Below are 18687 nucleotides of genomic sequence, written 5' to 3' on the forward strand. Positions count from 1 at the left end.
ACATAAATCCGCGTCTACGGAGGGTAATTAGTTTAAGTCATCAGTCTTGGTTTACTGTTGAGTTTTCGGAGAGTTACATTTATCAACACCAATCAGCGGAAAACCGTATCATCCATTGGAAAATGAAGTCCATTGATTTATATACTTACCTGCTTTTTACTGTTCTTAAATCCGAAGTAAAGAATATAGGCATAACATAAAATCACAAAAAACAAGGCCGATTTAAATCCGATTTGATCCGTTAAATAACCAAATGTTGGCGGGATAACGGCACCACCTACAATGGCGGTACATAACATTCCTGAAGCTTTTGGTTTTAAGGAGCCAATGCCATCAATGGCCAAGGTGAAAATAGTGGGGAACATGATGGAATTGAACAATCCTACCGCCAAAATACTCCACATACTCAATAGACCTGTGGTGCTTATGGAAATTAAAATCAGGACAATTGCAATCGTAGCAAACATTCCCAAAACTTTTCCTGGTTTGATGATTTTGGTCAAATAGGCTCCTGCAAATCGGCCAATCATCGCACCAGACCAATAAAAGGTCACAAAGACCCCAACAATGGCTTTATTGTCGCTTTCAGTAATCCCTGTGCTTAAAATACCTTCCACAATAGACTTCATAAACTCATTTTGTTTAATGATGTCCACCATATTCATTTCGAGGAAATAATTGACCAAATAGCTACCGATAGCGACTTCAGCACCAACATAAAAGAAGATGCCAATAATACCCATTACCAGATTTTTATGTTTAAGCGCGTCGCTGTAGGAACCAACCGCAGTTTCATTGATCAGTTTGGGAAGTTTTGCAAAGTAGAAACCTATAGCGATGATAAAGATGAAAATCGCTAACCCTAAAAAAGGAGTTTGAACTGCAGAGGCCTCTGAAGCCAAATAAAGCCCTTTTTCGGAATCGGTTAAAATTGCGATTTCATCCGTCGTTTTAATTTTATCACTTAAAATAAATAAAGCTCCTATAACAGGGGCTATGGCAGTACCTAAAGAGTTAAAGGCTTGGGATAAGTTCAAACGGCTTGATGCACCATCTTCACTTCCTAGAACCGCGACATAAGGGTTGGCAGCCACTTGTAAAATAGTAATTCCTCCTGCCAATATAAAATAGGCAACCATAAAGATTCCAAACATTCTGTAGGACGCTGCGGGATAGAAAAGCAAACAACCTACTGCCATTGTACTTAATCCTAAAATAATCCCTTTTTTATAGCCGATTTTAGTTAAAATAAAACTGGCAGGAATAGACAGTATGAAAAATGCGCCAAAAAAAGCAAATTGAACCATGCCCGCCTGAAAATAAGTTAAGGTAAATAATTCTCGAAGTCTAGGAATGAGAGAATCTACCAACACCGTTATAAATCCCCAAAGGAAAAATAAGATGGTCAATAATATAAAGGAGGAACGATAGGATTTTTGTTGATTCATAATGTATGGTTCAAGGTTTGAAGTTTAGAGTTATGGGTTATGAGTTGTGGGTTGTGAGTTCAGAGTTATGAGTTGAAATTTTAATATTTTAAATTAAAGTATGTTTAGACCAATAAATGTGCTTTTTTTAAATTTTATGGACCCGCTCCAACGTGTTTTTCGGTACGGGCGGTTTAAGATTGCAACTGCCTACTGCAAACTGTCTCCTATAGACTGCGACTGAATACTGATCTCATCCACAAATATCCAGCTTTTTCCTCTATCGGCATAGCCTGCATGCCATTTAGGAAGTCTGCCCAGTTTTTTAGCCACAAGCTTTACGTACTTGGCATTTTTATCCTTTAAATCGAAAGTGATGGTCTTCACTTTGACTTCTTCCGAACGATTTATCGCATTGATACTTTGTTTTCCAGCCAATTTAAAATTTTGATTATCGGTGGAAATATAACACAAGATTTCGGTGGGATAGAAAATAAATGAACGTTGGTCCTGCAGGAAATTGACTGCAACCGATTGGGTGGCTTTTACTTCGCCTAAGTCAATTATGGCAACCACATCTTTATCTTCATAGCCTTGCCATGCGCCACCACGAAAGTCTTTGGAGCCTTTGAGACCATCAATCAAGGCATTGGGGCCTCCAGCGCTATATTGGTTCGCAAAATCTGTTTTGAGAGTGATGGTTCTAGTGGGATCAATTTTATGAAAATTAGTAGCCACAGTGGCGCTTCTTTCATCCTCTTTTTCAGAATATACTTTTAAGGTCGAGGATTCTGAAATAATAAAAGGCTGTTCATATTTGATATAAATGGAATCGTTTAGGGTGTAAAAAATGTCCGTTTCTTTTTGGGCATTTTCCAAGATCACTTCAGTTTCATCTTTGAAGGCAATATCACCTTTCGCAATAAAAGGCACTGGAACAATTTTAAAATAATCTATGGATGTGGATGGCACGTCATCGTCATCCGTTCCCCAATCAGAAGGCGTATCAGTCATATAAAACTCCAAAGTGCCACCGGACAGAATTTCTTTTGAAGAAATGAAACTTTGATGCAAACGTCGGCCGTTAAGTCTGGCGTGGTCAATGTATTTGTTTTCGTCAGATAGATTAAAGGCATTGATGGTGAAGTTTTTCCCGTTTTCTAGGTTGATAGTGGCTTTATCAAATAACGGAGTGCCAATAATGTACTGATTGGAACCTGGCGTTACCGGATAAAAACCCATAGAGGACAACACATACCACGCGCTCATTTGTCCGCAATCTTCATTGCCGGCAATACCATCAGGCTCATTTTTATAGAGCTCAGTCAAGATTTGATGGACTTTCTCTTGGGTTTTATAAGGTTTGTTGACGAAATTATAGAGATAGGCCATATGATGGCTGGGTTCATTGCCATGCGCATATTGACCGATAAGTCCTGTGATATCGACCATATCTCGGCCTGAAGTGGAAGATTCTGCACTAAACAAGCTGTCCAATTGAGACTCTAAAACGTCTTTCCCGCCCAGTAATTCTATGTGACCAGAAATATCTTGCGGCACGTAAAAAGAGTATTGCCAGGCATTGGCTTCCGTATAGTTGAAATTGACCTCATAAGGATCAAAAGGAGTAAACCACGTATTTTTGAAACGGCCTCTCATAAATTTAGTTTCCGGATCAAAAACGTTCTTATAGTTTTGTGCCCGTTTCATATAGATTTCGAAATCATCCGCTTTATCCAAGGCGTGTGCCATTTTAGCAATGGTCCAATCGTCATAAGCATATTCCAAGGTTTTTGAGACAGACTCACTTTCTTCCTCCACAGGAATAAAACCTAATTCTTTATAAGATTTTAAGCCCCGATGATTTTGATTGGCCGAATGTTTCATCGCTTCAAAAGCTTTTTCGGCATCAAAACCTTTTATTCCTTTTAAATAAGCATCAGCAATGACGGGAACAGCATGGTAGCCAATCATGGTGCCCGTGTAATTGGCACTTAAATCCCACATGGGCAAGATGCCGCCTTCGTCGTATTTGGCAATAAGCGTATTGATGAAGTCGCTGCTGCGTTTGCGCTCAATAATGGAGTATAATGGATGTGTTGCACGATAGGTGTCCCATAGTGAAAATACGGTGTAGTACTTGAAATCTTTAGTAGAGTGGATTTTTAGGTCCATGCCTCTATAGCGTCCATCTACATCTTGATACAGATTGGGTACAATCATGGTGTGGTACAAAGCGGTATAAAAGTTAATTTTATGATCCTGATTGCTGCTTTCAATGACAATTTTTTCCAGTTGCTGTTCCCAAATGGTTTGTGCTTTTTCTTTGACCTCGTCAAAAGTCTTGTTACCAATTTCAGCTTCCAGATTTTTCTTGGCCCCTTCTTCATCAACAGCGCTGATGCCAATTTTCACGTATACAGGTTCGTTTTTAGGATTGTCAAATTGAAAAACTGCTTTTTTATGGGTCAAATTTTGCTTTCTCGCAATTAAATCGACGGACATAGGGTGCGAGAATTTAATATAATAGAATAATTTCTGATTGGAAGCCCATGATTTGGAATGGCGAAATCCTGTAATTTCAGTTCTTGAAGTTTGTTTGATTTTTGAAGCCAACAGCGCATCGCGATGTTCTAAATCTAAGACGATAATTTGATTCTTCGCTGTTGGAAATTGGTATTTATGAACGCCACTGCGCTCAGATACGGTTAATTCGACATTGATATCAGTATCTTCCAAATGCACTTGGTAGTAGCCTGGCTCGGCTTTTTCCTTGTCATGGGAGAATTTTGAGCGATAGCCTTTTTTGCCATTGCTGCCGTTATTGAAGACCACTTCATTGGTGGGCATAAGTAAGATGTCACAATAATCACCAACGCCTGTCCCGCTGAGATGGGTATGAGAAAAACCATAGATATAGGCATCACTATAATGATAGCCAGAAGCACCGTCCCAACCTTCAAGACGCGTGTCAGGACTTAATTGCATCATCCCAAAAGGCATAGTGGCACCCGGATAAGTATGTCCATGGCCGTCAGTGCCAATAAATGGATTGACCAAGGATACTAAAGATTTATCTTTTTTAGCAGGCGTTGTTTTGGGATGATCAGAACAGCCTAAGAGTAGGAATAGAGCTGTAAAACCTAAAAAAAATGACTTCATCAGTTAAGCGATTGGTATTGAAGCGGAAATATACTAAATCTTAAGGGACGGTTAAATTTTATTGCAATATTTAAATACCGATTTAATTCATTTATCTTTGAAAAAAACTGCGCTTATGTTGCGATGGATTCTATTTTCCATATTTTATATTCTCATTACCCTATATGGATTTCAAGCCATTAGGACAATCACTAAAAACCTCTGGATCCACTATGTGTTTATTGCTATTGCAGTTATTGTTGCGGGTAATTTAATCATACAATTCGGTTTTGGATCTGCAGGCCGTGTGCTTTCGCCAATAAAAAGTTATGCGTTTGGATTTGTATTGTCTTTTATGTTATTCAATTTGGTCATGATTGTTTTTCTTTTTGGAGAGGACGTGGTACGATTTTTTATGGGTCTACATTCTAAATTCTTCAGTACCAAAGAGACTTTTCACATGCCTTCACGACGAAAATTTGTAAGTGGACTTGCTGTAGGTGTGGCTGCAATTCCATTTGCGTCAATGCTTTATGGGATGTATAAGGGAAAATATAATTATAAGGTCATTAGACATACCTTATACTTTGATGATTTACCAGAGGCTTTTGATGGGTACAAGATGACTCATATTAGTGATATCCATACGGGGAGTTTTGATAATCGACAGGAAGTTGAGCATGCGGTTAATATGGTCAAAGAACAAAAATCGGATATCATATTATTTACTGGAGATTTGGTCAATAACAGAAGTCTTGAGTTGCTGCCTTGGAAAGATTTATTTTCAGAATTAAAAGCGAGGGATGGCGTTTTTTCCGTTTTGGGAAACCATGATTATGGCGATTATATTGACTGGAACTCTGCAGCTGAAAAAGAACAGAATTTAGAAGAATTGAAAACCCTCCAAAAAGATATGGGTTATGATCTGTTGCTGAATGAAAATCGGTTTATTGAAAGAAATGGGCAGCGTATAGCACTTTTAGGTGTCGAAAACTGGGGGATAGGCGGTTTTAAAAAAGCGGGTGATTTAAAGAAAGCTGCCGAAGACGTTCAACCAAACGATTTTAAAATATTGATGACCCACGACCCAAGCCATTGGGATGAGGTGGTAATTAATGATGATTACCATTACCATTTGACTTTAAGTGGCCATACCCATGGGATGCAGTTTGGCATTGAAATTCCTGGATGGGTTAAATGGAGCCCAATCAAATACAAATACAAACATTGGGCTGGTATTTATAAGGAAATGGGGCAATACATTAACGTCAATAGAGGTTTTGGCTATTTGGGCTTTCCTGGTCGCGTTGGTATTTGGCCTGAAATCACGGTAATTGAACTAAAAAAAAGGTCAGAAAAAGAGATGGCATAACGTGTTATGACCTGTGAATTCTTTAACACAAATGTAACTTTACATAGGCAAACAAGCTATTTACGTATGTTTTAGGTTAATAAATAAAAAATAAGTAGGTTTGTAATAACACATTTGATCTAAACATTAAAATGTATGTCAAAATTCGGAGAAATCATAGATGTCGATATTCCTGTTTTGTTGGATTTTTTTACAGAATGGAATGAACAATCTATTGCAATGCATCCAGTGTTAAGGGATGTAGCTGCTGCGCTTGGCGACAAGGCAAAAGTGATCAAAATAGATGTGGATAAAAATAAGGACCTTGCTGAGGCACTTCGTGTTAAAGGCTTGCCTACCCTTATTATTTATAAAAGAGGCGAGATGAAATGGCGCCATAGCGGAGAGCAGGATGCAGATACGCTTATAGGCATCCTTCAGGAATATATCTGAAAAAATTCCTGCGCCTGCCTGTTGGCAGATAGGAAGGCAGGAATCCCTGGTTATTCGCATACATCTTTTTTGAATTAAAAATACTACTCAATACACTTAAATTGATAGCCTTTTCGACTAAAATGTTCTAATGTTTTAGTCAGGGCAAACTTCATCCGCGGCGCGGCTTTGACACTATCATGAAAGACAATGATGCTTCCATTTCCTGCTTTTAAAATCACGTTTTTTTCGCATTCCTCAGGCGATATGGAGTTTTTCCAATCAAATGCTAGTATATCCCACATAATAATTTTATAACCCAATGCTAATAGGCGCTTACCTTGTTTAGGAGTGATTTGACCATAAGGCGGTCGGAAAAGATTTGCGATTGTTGATTTGTGATTTGTGATTTGTAATTTGGTATTTTGAATTCCCAAAGCGATGAGATCTTGTGTTTTTATGACTTGATTGACATAAACATCACTATTGGTGGTCCAACCTTTAGGGTGATGATAAGTGTGGTTGCCAATGGCATGGCCATCTTTTATAAGGTCATTGAATATATCTGGGTATTTTTCAATATTGTTGCCAATACAAAAGAAGGTTGCCTTGGCGTTGTAGGATCTTAAAAGATCAAGCGTCCAATTGGTTATTTCTGGCGTGGGACCATCATCAAATGTCAAGTAGATCACTTTTTGATCTTGAGGCATATCCCAAGTATAACTTGGAAATATGCCTTTGATCAATTTTGGGGTTTTTACGGGAATAAGGTTCACGAGAAACTATTCAAATTGTAATAAACTATCAACGGTATCTGTAACCATATCACGTTCTTCTCTTGGTGCATTTTCTCGCGGTTCGTCGCCCATAAAATGTTTAAACAATTGCAAATAGTTGTTGAACTTCTCAGTTTCTTCCATGGCAAAGTCCTTATCATTATAAACGACCACAATATCCACTAAACTTCTATAACGCTCAATATCTGTCACGATTTCATCTAAATAACGGGTTTGATTTTCAATGCTCAGGCCGCTATAATACGTTAGACTTTCTTGATATTTCTTGGTCACATCTTTATAAAGTTTCCGCGCTTTTTCTATTTTGCCAACTTCATAATAGCCGCTGATATACGGTTCTAACAACGTGTAGAAACCAAAATAATCGACTGGCATATTTTCCATGGCCATATCGGCAACCTTTTCAGCTTTCTCTGGTTGGTCTTCGTTGATCAACTGCTCCATTAAACGTGCTAAGTTACCTCTGTAGGTGATTGAATTTTTACGAGTCTCCACATCATGGTAAATATCAGGACTGCCACTATTGCCCCAATCCCAGGCCATCACTTGGTCATACATAGCATCCGTATCCACACGGCCCATATCAAACGGATTGGCTTTGTCCACCGGAGTTTTGATAGGTACCAATTTGTAACACAACCCATCCAATTGCAGATAGTCTTTCATCCAAATATAATCATCATCTCCAAAACTGCCTCCTGTAAAATAAATAGGACGTTCCCAATTATTATTGGCAATAATGTCCAACATCAATAATCGGTTTTTGTAAAGGGCACCGCCTTTAATTTGAATAACGATATCGTCTACAATTTTACCGGCGTCTTTTTCCTTCACAATGCCATGCTCCAAAACGGAAGCTTTGTCCACGGGAATTCTAACCGATTTGGTAGGATAATAATTTGAGTTTAACATATTTGGCGGATAGCTACTTGTGTCTCTGCCTTCCTGTTCCAAAGCATATTTAAGTTTTGTACGCGGGTTGTCACTACTCACAAAATCCATAAAATCCTTGATGCCTAAAGTGTCTTTTGTAATTTCTTTTTCAACAATATAGTCACGCGTCCCATATCTGTACTGCTCATGTGTCAATTGCGATGGAATAGGATCACTCGTGTAAGCTTTACGCTTCATTTGATCAATATACCAATCTGTTTGAAAAAGACTCGTATTAATAACCCTTACATCCCGACGGATGCCTTCAATCTCTTGGGCATACCACAATGGGAAGGTGTCATTATCACCAATGGTGAATAAAATAGCATTAGGGGCACAAGATTCTAGGTATTTCACCGCCATGGCATGCGCAGTTCTTTTACCTGATCGGTCATGATCGTCCCAATTGTTGGCAGCCAATATGCCAGGCACTAATACTAAACACGCCAAAGTAATGGCATGTGGAAGAAATTTTGTGGTGGTATATTTTCTGAGGGCGTCAAAGATGGCATACACACCAAAACCTATCCAAATGGCAAATACGTAAAAGGATCCCACAACAGAATAATCTCGTTCTCGCGGTTCAAATGGCCGGACGTTGGTATAAAATTGAATAGCGAGCCCCGTCATCAGGAAAAACACCAGTAAGGTCCAAAATAGTTTTTTATCTCTTCCAATCAGGAATAAGAACCCAATCAGGCCTAAAATTAGTGGGAGAAAATAATAGGTGTTTCGTGCCTTATTATTTTCAACATCACTCGGTAAATTATCTTGAGACATATTTAAATGCCACGCGTCAATAGGTTTGATGCCACTGATCCAATTCCCGTTTAGATCGTCATATTTTCCTTGAATATCATTTTGACGGCCCACAAAATTCCACATGAAATAACGCCAGTACATATACCCAAATTGGTATTCCACCATATAGCCGATGTTTTGGGCTAAAGATGGTTTTGCAATATTTAAATACTGACCAAACTGTTTTAGGAATTTATTGTAATCGCTATAATCAACTTTTCCTTCCCTCACATTTTGCTTAAATCCGGATACAATATCCCTAATTTGATTTTCAGACATATACTCTGATTTAATGGTGAAATCCAACAGGCCTGTAAACATCATGTAGTTTTCCGCATTTTCGGGGCTCCACATCCGGGGTAAAATAGCGGCCTGCTCAGAGTTAAAATTTTGTTTGGAATTTTTATAATCGTTGACAATCACATATTTTCCCGCAGCTTTATCCTTTTCATAGTTAGGTTTGTCATCAACATAAGGGTCGTTAGCATCAAGCCCAGTATATTGCTCGGTAAATAAAGGTCCATAAAACAAATGGGTTTCTGGATACTGTTCTAGATTATAATAAGCCAATAATTCACGTGCATTGGAAGGGTCATTTTCGTTAATAACAACTTTGGCATTTGCTCTGATTGGGAGCATCAGCCAGCATGAAAATCCGATAAAAATGAACAATAGACATAATACCAAGGTGTTGGCAATATATTTTTGATGGTCGCGGGTATATTTCAATCCGAAATAAAAACCAGCAACAACAATTATAAAAGCGATTATGGTACCAGAATTGAAAGGCATTCCAAGACTGTTCACAAAAAAGATTTCTGAGGCACTAAATATTTTTAGCGCATTAGGAAGCAATAATTTAAAAATGAACAATAAGATGGCAGCAGAAACCAAGTTGGCCACTATGAAATTTGTGACGGTAATCGTTTTATAATTCTTAAAGTAATAGATCAATCCAATGGCAGGAATGGTTAAAAGACCCATAAAATGCACACCAAAAGACAGACCGATGACAAAGGCAATCAAAATTAACCAACGATTGCCTCTAGGTTTGTCCATATCCTGTTCCCAACGCAAGGCCAACCAAAACATGACCGCCATGATTAGGGTCGCCATGGCGTACACCTCGGTTTCAACGGCATTGAACCAAAATGAATCTGTAAAGGTAAATGCTAAACTTCCAACAAGTCCACTACCAAGAATGGCTATTTTTTTTGAATCCGTAAATTCTTCATCCGTTTTAACCAATTTTTTAAGGAGCAAAGTGATGGTCCAAAACATAAATAAAATGGTGAAAGCACTTGCCGCACCGCTCATCATATTCAACATGGCACCAATTTGTGAAGGTTCTAAGGCGAACATTGAGAAGAAAGCACCAAGCATTTGAAATAACGGTGCTCCAGGAGGGTGACCCACTTGAAGCTTTGCGGAAGTCAATATATATTCTCCAGCATCCCAAAAACTAACGGTAGGCTCAATGGTAAGTGCATAAACGGTAAATGCAATGGCAAAGGCGAACCAACCTAAAATGGTATTCCATTTTTTAAAGTTGAAATGATTCATAGATTTTTTGTTGAAAATTGAGTGGCGAATTTAAGAATAAATATAGAAGAGGGGAAAGTTTTTAAGTAAACGTTAAGGATTAGCAATTTATTTGTCGTCGTGGAAGGTTTCATTATCAAGCAAAAAGAGGCTTTTGAAAAAAGGGATGCTTTATTTTTTGTTTTTCTTCATGAAATATTTGCGAAAATGAAACTTTGTAGTAAATTTGCATCCTCAATTAGAGATTGGCCTATGGTGTAACTGGCAACACGTCTGGTTTTGGTCCAGAAGAGTCTAGGTTCGAGCCCTAGTAGGCCAACAAGAATTGAAATCCCGATTTAGAAATAAGTTGGGATTTTTTGTGTTTCATCCTCAGGTCAACCGTGTCAAAGCGATGACAGGGGTTCCATTTAGCTTAGGGATAGAGCACATATTTTAAACGCATTTTTTTATAAGCAGCAAGCTCCGGTTCCCATCCCGCTCTGATGGTAGCTTCCGGCACATCATCAATAATCTGCTGTCTGAAATCGCCACGTCCTATTTGAATCTCAATGGAGTTCATTTGATTGCTCAGCTTTGAATCAAAGAATTTTTCTTTATTGGGATGGGCTTTATAAAGCTGTCTTATCCAATCAAAATTGATTTGTTTGCGTTTTCTTAAGAGTTCTGTGTCGTAGTCCCGCAAATCAATACCGTAGCAAACTTTATCCATAAATATTGGGGTTTCGGCCATTCCTTTAATTCCGGTTGGAGTGAAATTGAAGTCATAAATACCTTTGTAGGCAGGACTGCCGAGCATTGTAAAAGGCTCATAGGTGCCTCTACCGTGATTGATATAAACTCCTTCGAACATACATAGGCTAGGATAAAGCAAAATCGATTGTTCAGTATTCAAATTTGGGGAAGGGCTTACTGGCAGAACATAGCGCATGTCATGGGCATAATTTGCAATTGGAATAATTTTAATATCTGCTTTCACTTTGTTTTTTAGCCAACCTTCTCCGTTCACCATTAGGGCAAATTCGCCTACGGTCAATCCGTGCGCCATTGGAATGGGGAACATTCCAATGCCTGATTTGTATTTCATGTCCAGGACAGGTCCATCAATCAAATAACCGTTGGGATTGGGACGATCAAAAATTAACAAGGGTTTTTGGTTTTCTTCACAAGCTTCCATTAATCTGGCAAGGGCATTGATGTTGGTGTAATAGCGGACCCCGACATCTTGAAGATCATAAATTAGGATATCGACATCTCGAAGATCGTCTTTACTTGGTTTGTTTTTTTTGCCGTAGAGTGAGATTATAGGAATACCCGTAGATTTATCAATGGCGTCACTCACTGTGGCTCCTGCACTGGCATTGCCTCTAAACCCGTGTTCTGGACCAAAAACCTTTACAATGTTAACGCCTAAGTGCTGTAGGCTGTCCACCAAATGCGTCTTGCCAATAACCGAAGTTTGATTGGCCAAAACGGCCACTCTTTTGTTTTTCAGTAGCGAAAGATATAAATGGGTCTGTTCTGCGCCAGTCTTAATTTTGGAAATCGATGTTGTTTCTTTCTTAATCTCAAATAATTTGGTTGTTGATTTCGAAGAAGAAATAAAAAGGATTAGAAGGGTGATTAAAATTGATTTCATAGTTTAGAGGGCATGTGATAAGATAGTGTTGAAATTCTTCTGAATTAGAAGTATTGCTCAGAATCTGGTTTATCAAGCTAAATTAAACATTTTTTCAAAAGGAGGAGTTTAAATTATTAGGCCTAAAATAAGAGCCCTTTGACCTGTTTGAAGAAAACTCAAAATCATTTGAACTTTAGAACTGCAAAAGCTGAAAAAATAAGCTAGGATTTACACGTTTGTAGGAAATTGGGAAAAATCCTTTACAAAACTCAGAGTGCTTGCGCTAAATGTTGGATTATTTATGACAATGTCTAATCCCAAGACTCTTTTGCCTATTGGGTTTGAAACGAGTCATTTCTTCGGTCGTTACCAAGAAAAAATTCAATAAAAAAAAGTCAAAATATCCTAGCCCATCCTCCCTAAATTTTAAATGTAATCACTGGTCGTTTGGCATGGTTCACCACATCTTCGCCAATACTGCCGTTGAAGAAATGGGCAATACCTTGTCGGCCGTGGGTGCTGATGCCAATTAAATCGGCATCCACTTCTTTTGCGAAATTTAGAATGCCGCTTTCAATGCTTTCATCATTATAAATATGGATGCTGTACTCTTTAAAATCATAATCTTTAATAAAGTTATGAATACGTTTTTCCGCTTCTGCTGTTGAAGTGAAATTGTTAGCCGTATTGACCATCAACAAATACATTTTTGCTCCAAAAGACTTTGCAAAATCGGTCGCCTGTTTATATGTTTCATTATTATCCTCCTTAAAATCTGAAGCAAAAACAAACCGATCTATCGTAAACTCGGCATGGTTACTTTTAATAACCAAAACGGGGATATCTGACGTGCGCACCACTTTTTCTGCGTTAGAACCTATAAACATTTCCTTGAATCCGCTGGCGCCATGAGACCCCATAACAATCAAGTTGACATCAAGTTCATGACAGGTGTCAACAACGCTGCCAAAGGATGGATAATTCTTCACGATCTCATGCACGGTAATGCCTTTAAGATAGTCTTGAGCCAACAAAGTCTCAAATTTTTGATGGGCCAATTTCATAAAAAACATAGCTTCTGGTAAAGCGCTAGGTGTGTTCATGGTATCAATTTCTGGCAAAGGCAGTTCTAGCATGTGCAAAAGATATATTTCGGAACCATACTTTTTTGCCAATTGAACTGCCACTTTTAGCGCGTTTTCAGCTTGTTCAGAGAAGTCGGTTGGGACTAGAATTTTTTTCATAACAGAGAAGTTGGTTAGTGAATCATAAATTTAATAATAAAAAACGACTTTATATGCTTTGGATAAATCAATAAAAAAATTGTATATTTGCACCGCTGAATGGTAAAAGAGAACACGAGGGGACATGAAAGTCCCCTCTTTTTATACTAAGAAAATGCTGACTGAGACTATTGTTAAGGACTTGATAGAAAATGGATTGGAAGAAAGGCTTGACCTTTTTTTGATTGATTTAAAATTACAGGCTGATAATAAAATTAGCGTCATTATTGATGGCGATAACGGTGTGACCGTTGAAGACTGTATATTTATGAGTCGCGCTATTGAGAACAATTTAGACCGAGAAGAGAACGATTTTTCTTTGGACGTGGCCTCAGCGGGAGCGACGTCACCATTGGTCAATAAGAGACAGTATAAAAAGAATATTGGCCGAACTTTGGAAATTAAAGCAAAACCCAATTCAAAGATTGAAGGTGTTTTGACCGAAGTTAATGCCGATAATGTGGTTTTGGAGTGGAAAGCAAAAGAGCCTAAGCCAGTTGGTAAAGGTAAGGTAACGGTAGAAAAGCAGGCTAAAATTATGTATGAAGATATTTTAGAAGCTAAAGTGATAATAAAATTTTAATTCGATGTAGTTATGGAAAATATTGCGTTAATTGATTCTTTTTCGGAATTTAAAGACGATAAATTAATCGATCGTGTAACGTTAATGGCGATTTTAGAGGACGTGTTGAGAAATGCGCTGAAGAAGAAGTATGGTGATGACGATAACTTTGATATCATTATTAATCCTGACAAAGGCGATTTAGAGATTTGGAGAAATAGAATTGTTGTTGCTGATGGTGAAGTAGAGGAGCCAAATCAAGAAATTGAACTTTCTCAAGCCCGTAAAATTGAGCCTGATTTTGAAGTTGGTGAGGATGTGGCTGAAGCTGTGAAATTGATCGATTTGGGGAGACGTTCCATCCTGGCATTACGTCAAAATTTGATTTCTAAAATTCAGGAGCACGATAATACCAATATCTACAAGAATTTTAAGGATTTGGTTGGTGAGATTTATACTGCCGAAGTACACCATATTCGTCACAGAGCCATCATTTTATTAGATGATGAAGGTAATGAGATCATCCTTCCAAAAGAAAAACAAATTCCTTCTGATTTCTTCCGAAAAGGGGAGAATGTAAAGGGGATTATTGAGAGTGTTGAGCTTAAAGGTAATAAGCCCACCATCATCATGTCAAGAACAGCTCCAGTATTTTTGGAGAAATTATTTGAACAAGAAATCCCTGAGGTTTTTGACGGTTTGATTACCATCAAAAAAGTGGTTAGAATGCCTGGAGAAAAAGCAAAAGTAGCGGTTGACTCCTATGATGATAGAATTGATCCAGTGGGTGCCTGCGTAGGTATGAAAGGTTCAAGAATACATGGTATTGTAAGAGAATTGGGTAACGAAAATATTGACGTTATCAATTACACAAGTAACGTTCAATTATTTATTACCAGAGCTTTAAGTCCTGCAAGAGTAACTTCTGTTAAGCTTAATGAGGAAACTAAGCGTGCTGAAGTGCTTCTTAAACCTGAAGAAGTTAGTAAGGCTATAGGTAGAGGAGGTCATAATATCCGTTTGGCAGGACAGTTGACAGGATATGAAATTGATGTCTTTAGAGAAGGAGCTGAAGAAGATGTGGAATTATCAGAATTTACTGATGAGATAGAAGGCTGGATCATTGAAGAATTCAGCAAAGCAGGTTTAGATACTGCTAAAAGTATATTAGAACAAGATGTTCAGGATTTGGTTAAGAGAACCGATCTAGAAGAAGAAACCATTTTAGATGTTATCAGAATTCTTAAGGAAGAATTTGAAGAATAACACATATTAAGTTATATTAGAAGCAATTTATGGCTGATACAATTAGATTAAATAAAGTATTAAGAGAGCTCAATATTTCTATTGATCGTGCAGTTGATTTTTTGGAATCGAAGGGCGTGAGCGTGGAAAAGAGTCCCAATACGAAAATATCAGAGGATGTTCATACCATTCTTTCCAATGAGTTTCAAACGGATGCCAATAAAAAACAAGCCTCGCAAGAGGTAAGTGAGGCTAAGTTGAAAGAAAAGGAAGAACTGCGTGAGCAGCGCGAGCGTGAGATTGAGGAAAAACTGAAGAGGGAAGAAGCTAGCAAACAAGTTGTAAAAGCTAGGTCACCTTTGAGTGGGCCAAAACAAGTTGGTAAAATTGATTTAGATCCTAAAAAGGAGGAGAAATCTGAAAAGCCTAAGGTAGAAGCTCCAAAAGAGGAAAAACCTGCTGAAGTAGCAAAGCAGCCTGAGACACCTCTAAAAGAGAGACCGTCAGTAAAAGAAAGTCCTTCAGTGGACGAGAGTCCTCAAGGGGAAGTTCAACCAGAAGTCAAAGAATCTCCAAAGCAAGCTGAGAAGGCTCAAGATGAGACTAAGACGGCTGAGAAAACGGAAAAGGTAAACAAAGTTGAAAAGGTTGAGAAGACTGATAAGGTTGAAAAAACTGAAAAAGTTGAAAAAACTGAAGCGGTAGAAAAAGCTGAAACAACTGAAAAGTCTGAAACAGGCACACCAGATGACGAGCCGATAAAAACACAATATCAAAAGTTGACTGGGCCAAAAATTGCTGGAGAAAAGATAGATCTTTCGCAATTTAACAAGCCAAAGAAGAAAAAAGAGGAAAAGAAGCCAGCGGCTTCTGATGCCAATAAGAAGAAAAGACGTCGTATCAGTAAAGGCCCTGCAGCTCCTGGAGCTAAGCCGGCTTTTGGTGGTAATAGACCAAGCGCCAATTATAAGGGGAAACCGGGTGTTCGTACGAGCACTGTAAAAGAAGAGCCAAGCGAGGCAGATGTGCAAAAGCAGGTCCGCGAAACTCTTGAGAAGCTCCAAGGCAAAACCAATAGAGGAAAAGGCGCCAAGTATAGAAGAGACAAGAGAGATCAACACCGTCAACAGACGGAGAAGGATATTGAGCAGCAAGAAGCGGAGAGCAAAGTATTGAAAGTTACGGAATTTGTTACGGCAAGTGAAGTAGCAACGATGATGGATGTTCCGGTGACGCAAATTATCTCTGCCTGTATGTCTTTAGGGATGATGGTCACCATGAACCAACGTTTGGATGCTGAAACCTTATCTGTTGTTGCAGATGAGTTTGGCTATGATGTTGAGTTCGTATCGTCAGATCTTGAAGAGAGTATTGAAATTATTGAAGACAATCCTGAAGATTTAAAACCACGTGCACCAATTGTTACGGTAATGGGACACGTTGATCACGGTAAAACATCACTTTTGGATTATATCCGTCAAGAAAATGTTATTGCAGGAGAGTCAGGTGGGATTACCCAACATATTGGGGCTTATGGCGTACAATTGGAGAGCGGCCAAAAAATGGCGTTCCTGGATACTCCAGGTCACGAGGCCTTTACGGCCATGCGTGCTCGTGGTGCGCAAGTAACCGATTTAGCAATTATTGTAATTGCTGCGGATGATGCCATCATGCCACAAACAAAAGAGGCCATTTCTCATGCCCAAGCGGCGGGAGTGCCAATTATTTTTGCTATCAACAAAATAGATAAGCCAAGTGCGAACCCTGAAAAAGTAAAAGAAGGTTTAGCCCAAATGAACTTATTGGTTGAGGATTGGGGTGGTAAAATCCAATCTCAAGATATCTCCGCCAAAACAGGGCAAGGTGTTAAGGAATTATTGGAAAAAGTAGTTTTAGAAGCTGAATTATTAGAGCTTAAGGCTAATCCGAATAAGCGTGCTGTGGGAACAGTAGTTGAGGCGTTCTTGGATAAAGGTAGAGGTTATGTATCCACAATTTTGGTACAGGCCGGAACACTAAATATTGGTGACTACGTACTTGCTGGTAAAAACAGTGGAAAAGTTAGAGCCATGCATGATGAACGTGGTAATGACGTTAAATCTGCAGGCCCTTCAACCCCTGTTTCAATCTTAGGATTGGACGGTGCACCACAGGCAGGTGATAAGTTTAGCGTATTCGCCGATGAACGTGAAGCAAAACAAATTGCTGCAAAACGTACACAATTACAGCGTGAGCAGTCGGTGAGAACACAACGTCATATCACCCTTGATGAAATTGGCCGTCGTATCGCTCTTGGAGATTTCCAAGAGTTGAACATTATCCTTAAAGGAGATGTGGACGGATCAGTGGAAGCATTGACGGATTCGTTCCAAAAATTGTCTACTGAAGAAATTCAAGTGAACATCATTCATAAAGGGGTAGGTGCCATTACTGAAAGTGATGTGTTGTTGGCAACCGCTTCTGATGCGATTATTATCGGATTTAACGTGCGTCCAATGGGTAATGCGCGTCAGATTGCAGATAAGGAAGAAATTGATATCAGAATGTACTCCATTATTTATGATGCCATAAATGATCTGAAAGATGCGATGGAAGGTATGTTGTCACCTGAGCTTAAAGAGGAGATTACAGGTACTGCCGAAATTAGGGAAATATTTAAAGTTTCTAAAGTTGGAACTATTGCAGGATGTATGGTAACGACCGGTAAAATATTTAGAAATTCAAGCATCCGATTGATTAGAGAAGGTGTTGTAGTTTACACAGGTGAACTGGCCTCATTGAAACGATTTAAAGATGATGCTAAAGAAGTCTCTAAAGGTTACGATTGTGGGATGCAAATTAAAAATTATAATGACATTAAGGAAAATGATGTTATCGAAGCATTCCATGAGGTCGAAGTGAAAAAGAAATTGAAATAATTTTCAAAATATTAAACGTAAAAAAGCGACTCATCGAGTCGCTTTTTTTGTGGGTTATAACCAGTATTTGTATTTTAATTTAAGGTAGTTGGACTTAGAATTATCACATCTAGCTGTATAGCTACCGTAAAATGATTTTAGATCAAAACCGCTCCTATGTGGTCAATATTATAGTGAGTGACCAGAATGCATTACGGAGTAGATAGTGGTTTTAATGCCCGTTACTTGTTCTTTTTAGGCTGCAAAATAAAAGCGTTCGCATAGCTTTTTTTAACTTCCATAAGCGCTCTGTCAGCTTCCAGCCGCGTTCTAAAGTTACCTACCCAAATCTTGTAATTGGGCTGTTCATATTGAATGGAGTTGCTCCAATCCGGATACAACGTTGCAACGTCACTTTTGGTAGATTCAGCACCACTACGAGGGCCATTATATACTTGGATGATAAAGGCATTTAGAGTACTGAGGTCTTTTTTGAACTCCAAAAGCCTATCGATATCCTTATTTTGGTCAATTTCGACATTGCCTTGTTGCGCTTGCAATGCAATTGTTGAAAAAAGAAATGTGAACATTATTAAGGATATTCTAACAATGGGTTTGATCATGGCATATTATTTTTTAGGTGATTTGTGTTAAA

12 protein-coding genes and 1 tRNA gene are annotated in these 18687 nt (G+C 38.5%); 6 read left to right on the forward strand and 7 right to left on the reverse strand.

All coding sequences use genetic code 11. The annotated features are described in order from the left end of the window. Positions 1–137 precede the first annotated feature (137 nt). Both G525_RS0107775 and G525_RS0107780 read right to left on the reverse strand, forming a co-directional pair. Positions 138–1448, reverse strand: a complete 1311-nt coding sequence (locus tag G525_RS0107775; protein ID WP_027125660.1) for a sugar MFS transporter — start codon at positions 1446–1448, stop codon at positions 138–140. Between the two features lie 189 nt (positions 1449–1637). Further along, positions 1638–4589: a GH92 family glycosyl hydrolase gene (locus tag G525_RS0107780; protein ID WP_027125661.1), complete on the reverse strand. Its 2952-nt coding sequence runs from the start codon at positions 4587–4589 to the stop codon at positions 1638–1640. A gap of 115 nt (positions 4590–4704) precedes the next feature. On the opposite strand from G525_RS0107780, the gene G525_RS0107785 reads away from it, so the two are divergent. Then, positions 4705–5940: a metallophosphoesterase gene (locus G525_RS0107785; RefSeq protein ID WP_027125662.1), complete on the forward strand. Its 1236-nt coding sequence runs from the start codon at positions 4705–4707 to the stop codon at positions 5938–5940. A gap of 135 nt (positions 5941–6075) precedes the next feature. Next, positions 6076–6372 carry a thioredoxin family protein gene (locus G525_RS0107790; protein ID WP_027125663.1) on the forward strand — a complete coding sequence of 99 codons (297 nt, stop codon included), beginning with the start codon at positions 6076–6078 and terminating at the stop codon, positions 6370–6372. Positions 6373–6455: 83 nt separating this feature from the next. Here G525_RS0107790 and G525_RS0107795 read toward each other — a convergent pair whose 3' ends face one another. After that, positions 6456–7127 (reverse strand): polysaccharide deacetylase family protein, encoded by a 672-nt coding sequence (locus G525_RS0107795; RefSeq protein ID WP_027125664.1) that lies wholly within the window; start codon positions 7125–7127, stop codon positions 6456–6458. Positions 7128–7133: 6 nt separating this feature from the next. Further along, positions 7134–10445 carry a glycosyltransferase family 117 protein gene (locus tag G525_RS0107800; RefSeq protein WP_027125665.1) on the reverse strand — a complete coding sequence of 1104 codons (3312 nt, stop codon included), beginning with the start codon at positions 10443–10445 and terminating at the stop codon, positions 7134–7136. 225 nt (positions 10446–10670) lie between these two features. Between G525_RS0107800 and G525_RS0107810 the strand changes: the two genes are divergently transcribed. After that, positions 10671–10743 (forward strand) — tRNA-Gln (locus tag G525_RS0107810). 96 nt (positions 10744–10839) lie between these two features. Here G525_RS0107810 and G525_RS0107815 read toward each other — a convergent pair. Continuing rightward, on the reverse strand, positions 10840–12063 hold the full coding sequence (locus G525_RS0107815; protein WP_027125666.1) for an exo-beta-N-acetylmuramidase NamZ family protein: 1224 nt from the start codon (positions 12061–12063) through the stop codon (positions 10840–10842). A gap of 401 nt (positions 12064–12464) precedes the next feature. Then, positions 12465–13289, reverse strand: coding sequence for a universal stress protein (locus G525_RS0107820; protein WP_027125667.1), 825 nt, complete (start codon positions 13287–13289; stop codon positions 12465–12467). A gap of 154 nt (positions 13290–13443) precedes the next feature. Here G525_RS0107820 and rimP point away from each other — a divergent pair, with 154 nt between their 5' ends. From rimP to infB, 3 genes are read left to right on the forward strand one after another with little or no spacing between them, the layout of a single operon-like run. Beyond that, positions 13444–13911 (forward strand): ribosome assembly cofactor RimP, encoded by a 468-nt coding sequence (rimP, locus tag G525_RS0107825; RefSeq protein WP_027125668.1) that lies wholly within the window; start codon positions 13444–13446, stop codon positions 13909–13911. Positions 13912–13923: 12 nt separating this feature from the next. Then, positions 13924–15156, forward strand: coding sequence for a transcription termination factor NusA (gene nusA, locus G525_RS0107830; RefSeq protein ID WP_027125669.1), 1233 nt, complete (start codon positions 13924–13926; stop codon positions 15154–15156). 29 nt (positions 15157–15185) lie between these two features. Next, positions 15186–18053, forward strand: a complete 2868-nt coding sequence (infB, locus tag G525_RS0107835; RefSeq protein ID WP_027125670.1) for a translation initiation factor IF-2 — start codon at positions 15186–15188, stop codon at positions 18051–18053. Between the two features lie 221 nt (positions 18054–18274). Here infB and G525_RS0107840 read toward each other — a convergent pair whose 3' ends face one another. Further along, positions 18275–18655 (reverse strand): SPOR domain-containing protein, encoded by a 381-nt coding sequence (locus G525_RS0107840; RefSeq protein ID WP_051209850.1) that lies wholly within the window; start codon positions 18653–18655, stop codon positions 18275–18277. Between the last annotated feature and the right edge of the window lie 32 nt (positions 18656–18687).

It is taken from the genome of Gelidibacter mesophilus DSM 14095 (assembly GCF_000423005.1).
In the GTDB taxonomy this organism is placed as follows: Bacteria; Bacteroidota; Bacteroidia; order Flavobacteriales; family Flavobacteriaceae; genus Gelidibacter; species Gelidibacter mesophilus.

Excerpts from the sequence above, each read along its gene's own strand:
- infB (WP_027125670.1), top strand. The coding sequence starts at position 15,186 with ATGGCTGATACAATTAGATTAAATAAAGTATTAAGAGAGCTCAATATT.
- G525_RS0107785 (WP_027125662.1), top strand. The coding sequence starts at position 4,705 with ATGTTGCGATGGATTCTATTTTCCATATTTTATATTCTCATTACCCTA.
- rimP (WP_027125668.1), top strand. The coding sequence starts at position 13,444 with ATGCTGACTGAGACTATTGTTAAGGACTTGATAGAAAATGGATTGGAA.
- G525_RS0107820 (WP_027125667.1), bottom strand. The coding sequence starts at position 13,289 with ATGAAAAAAATTCTAGTCCCAACCGACTTCTCTGAACAAGCTGAAAAC.
- G525_RS0107790 (WP_027125663.1), top strand. The coding sequence starts at position 6,076 with ATGTCAAAATTCGGAGAAATCATAGATGTCGATATTCCTGTTTTGTTG.
- G525_RS0107775 (WP_027125660.1), bottom strand. The coding sequence starts at position 1,448 with ATGAATCAACAAAAATCCTATCGTTCCTCCTTTATATTATTGACCATC.
- G525_RS0107800 (WP_027125665.1), bottom strand. The coding sequence starts at position 10,445 with ATGAATCATTTCAACTTTAAAAAATGGAATACCATTTTAGGTTGGTTC.
- nusA (WP_027125669.1), top strand. The coding sequence starts at position 13,924 with ATGGAAAATATTGCGTTAATTGATTCTTTTTCGGAATTTAAAGACGAT.
- G525_RS0107840 (WP_051209850.1), bottom strand. The coding sequence starts at position 18,655 with ATGATCAAACCCATTGTTAGAATATCCTTAATAATGTTCACATTTCTT.
- G525_RS0107815 (WP_027125666.1), bottom strand. The coding sequence starts at position 12,063 with ATGAAATCAATTTTAATCACCCTTCTAATCCTTTTTATTTCTTCTTCG.
- G525_RS0107780 (WP_027125661.1), bottom strand. The coding sequence starts at position 4,589 with ATGAAGTCATTTTTTTTAGGTTTTACAGCTCTATTCCTACTCTTAGGC.